Here is a 2864-nt window from a genome sequence, read left to right as displayed (position 1 = left end):
CCACGGCGCCCGTTGCGGCGCCGCGCGCGCGACCGCCGGATTGCGTGGTGTCGGTGGTGCCGGTGCCCCCCGCCTGGGACTGGCAGGCGGCGACGTCTTGTTGTGTGGTTTCAGGAGACTGCCCTTTCATCGGCGTAATGGTCTGTGCCGTGGCGGTCAGGCCGATGGTCGAGAGCAGCAAGGCAACGCAGGGAATGATGGACTTTTTCATAGAAAACTCCACGTGCGGTTAAGAACCCTGGACCTTGCAATGTAGTCCCGCATGCCGTGCTTCGGCCCATGTCCGGAATACCCAATATTGGGTATGGCGATATGGGGACAAAGAGATGGGGCCAACGAGATGGGGCCAACGTCCCACACAACCCGTATCCGGCGCGTGCTGACGTCCTGCCGCTAACACCAATGGCTGATTGATGGCGATGGGGCCGACTCCTATTCTGCGCTTGCCTGCCAGACGAGCCAGAAGCCAGGGCCCGCCGCCAGGGCCAGCCCGCCCACGCGCTTGCCGCGCAGGCGTCGCGCGTCGATTCACCCATCAAGAGGGCGCGGTCCCTCGCTTTCTGCCCCGGAGGTTTACATGCGCCCATCCCACGTCCGCGCCGACAACAGCGGCCCGCCGCCGCTTGGCCCCGAGCCGGCAAAACGCAGCTTGCCGGTGTCGCTGGAGCAGCAGGCAAAGACCATGCTGTTAAGCGGCCAGAGCTCGGTGGCCGACGTCGCGCGCGCCTGCCGCTTGTCGCGCACGCATTTCACAGCCGTGTTTCGCGATGCCGCCGGCACGACGCCCCACCGTTGGGCGCTGCTGCAACGCATCGCCCAAGCCCGCGAACAGCTGCGGATACCGGACAAGACGCTGGCCGATATCGCACTGGATTGCGGGTTTGCCGACCAGGCGCACTTCACGCGCGTGTTCCACAACGTGGTCGGCCTGACGCCCGGCGCGTGGCGTCGCGCGGCCGACGCCTGACCAATTTCCTGACCAATTTCCTGACCGTTTTCCTGATCGATTCCTGACCGAGGCGCGGCGATCACAGGCGTGTTGCCCTCTTCGCCTTCGCGCCTATACGAAGGCGTTATTGTGCCGCCGATAGCACCCCCATAAGCTTCGTTCCGTCCGCTGCCGGACAGGTTTTCATGCCACGGGATGCGCGCGCATCCCTTTCACAATCCGTCTGCTTGCGCCTTGCAATCACGCATCGACAGACCCTTCGAACATTCGCCATGACCCAATCCAAACTTGAAGTGCTGACCCCGCAAAACAGCCAGCTGATCTTCATTGACCACCAGCCGCAGATGGCCTTTGGCGTGCAGTCCATTGACCGTCAGGTTCTGAAGAACAACACCGTCGGTCTGGCCAAGGCCGGCAAGATCTTCAACATCCCGACGACGATCACCACCGTGGAATCCGAGAGCTTCTCGGGCTACACCTACCCCGAATTGCTGGATGTGTTTCCGGACCAGAAGGTGCTGGAACGCACCTCGATGAATTCGTGGGACGACCAGAAGGTGCGCGATGCGCTGGCCGCCAACGGCCGCAAGAAGGTCGTTGTGGCCGGCCTGTGGACCGAAGTCTGCAACACCACGTTCTCGCTGTGCGCCATGCTTGAAGGCCAGTACGAAATCTACATGGTGTCGGACGCCTCGGGCGGCACCAGCAAGGAAGCGCACGACCAGGCCATGCAGCGCATGATCCAGGCGGGCGTCGTGCCGGTGACGTGGCAACAGGTGCTGCTGGAATGGCAGCGCGATTGGGCCCGCCGCGAAACCTATGACGCCGTGATGGCGCTGGTGAAAGAGCATTCGGGCGCCTACGGCATGGGCGTGGACTACGCCTACACGATGGTGCACAAGGCCCCGCAGCGCACGCGTACCGCGCACGAAGCGATTGCCCCCATTGCCGCCCGTTGATCCGACGCTTACAGGACCCGCAACATGAATGTGCAATCGCAAAGTACTTCCCCGGCCGGCCCCGCCGGCCAGACCATCGTGACCGCCGACGGCACCCGCATCTACTACAAGGATTGGGGCGCCGGCCAGCCGGTCGTCTTCTCGCACGGATGGCCGTTGCACGCCGACGCCTGGGACGCGCAGATGCTGTTCCTGTCCGAGCGCGGCTTTCGTGTGATCGCCCATGACCGTCGCGGCCACGGCCGTTCGGGCCAACCGTCGCAAGGCAACGACATGGACACCTATGCCGATGACCTGGCCGCGCTGCTGGACGCGCTGGACATCCAGGGCGCAACGCTGGTGGGCCATTCCACCGGAGGCGGGGAAGTTGCCCGCTACATCGGACGCCATGGCAGCAAGCGCGTGGCCCGTGTGGTGCTGATCGGCGCGGTGCCGCCCGTGATGGCCAAGACCGCGGCCTACCCTGACGGTTTGCCGATGGAAGTGTTTGATGGCATTCGCCAGGGCGTCATGCGGAACCGCTCGCAGTTCTACAAAGACCTGACCCAGCCGTTCTTTGGCTTTAACCGGCCGGGCGCCAAGATCGAACAAGGCACCATCGACGCCTTCTGGTTGCAGGGCATGGCAGGCGGCATCCGTGGCCAGTACGCGTGCATCAAGCAGTTTTCCGAGGTGGACTTCACCGAAGACCTGAAGAAGATCGACGTGCCCACCCTGATCCTGCATGGTTCGGACGACCAGATGGTGCCGATCGCCAACTCGGCGGAAAAGGCCGTGAAGCTGGTCAAGAACGCCACGCTGAAGGTCTACCCGGGCGCCTCGCACGGCATGTGCGTGCTGGACGCCGAAGACGTCAACGCCGACCTGCTGGCCTTCATCCGGGGCTGACCGCCCGGCCCCAGGGCCACCTGCATAAAGGCGCCTTCCGGAGCGCCTTTTCCGGGGCGCCGGGCCAG

Annotated in this window: 3 protein-coding genes and 1 pseudogene; 3 read left to right on the top strand and 1 reads right to left on the bottom strand. The window is 64.2% G+C overall.

Annotated elements, in window-relative coordinates; genetic code table 11:
• Positions 1 to 211: pseudogene (locus ACNPP0_RS04275) on the bottom strand (hypothetical protein); the annotation flags it as partial.
• 366 nt (positions 212 to 577) lie between these two features.
• Between ACNPP0_RS04275 and ACNPP0_RS04270 the strand changes: the two are divergent.
• From ACNPP0_RS04270 to ACNPP0_RS04260, 3 genes are all read left to right on the top strand, one after another.
• Positions 578 to 967 carry a helix-turn-helix transcriptional regulator gene (locus ACNPP0_RS04270; protein ID WP_104142122.1) on the top strand — a complete coding sequence of 130 codons (390 nt, stop codon included), beginning with the start codon at positions 578 to 580 and terminating at the stop codon, positions 965 to 967.
• A 254-nt stretch (positions 968 to 1221) separates the two neighbouring features.
• The gene (locus tag ACNPP0_RS04265; protein WP_104142120.1) at positions 1222 to 1908 is read left to right on the top strand and encodes a hydrolase; all 687 of its coding nucleotides are present in this window, start codon (positions 1222 to 1224) and stop codon (positions 1906 to 1908) included.
• Positions 1909 to 1932: 24 nt separating this feature from the next.
• Entirely contained in the window at positions 1933 to 2796 is an 864-nt protein-coding gene (locus tag ACNPP0_RS04260) for an alpha/beta fold hydrolase (protein ID WP_448705097.1), read from the top strand.
• The last annotated feature ends 68 nt before the right edge of the window (positions 2797 to 2864 follow it).

Source organism: Achromobacter semiaridum (genome assembly GCF_053543755.1).
Note: the sequence above shows the minus strand (reverse complement) of the source record. Positions and strands in the feature narration are given on the sequence as shown.

Bases quoted from the DNA above. Each gene is read 5' to 3' on its own strand.
- ACNPP0_RS04270 (WP_104142122.1), top strand. From the start codon at position 578: ATGCGCCCATCCCACGTCCGCGCCGACAACAGCGGCCCGCCGCCGCTT.
- ACNPP0_RS04265 (WP_104142120.1), top strand. From the start codon at position 1,222: ATGACCCAATCCAAACTTGAAGTGCTGACCCCGCAAAACAGCCAGCTG.
- ACNPP0_RS04260 (WP_448705097.1), top strand. From the start codon at position 1,933: ATGAATGTGCAATCGCAAAGTACTTCCCCGGCCGGCCCCGCCGGCCAG.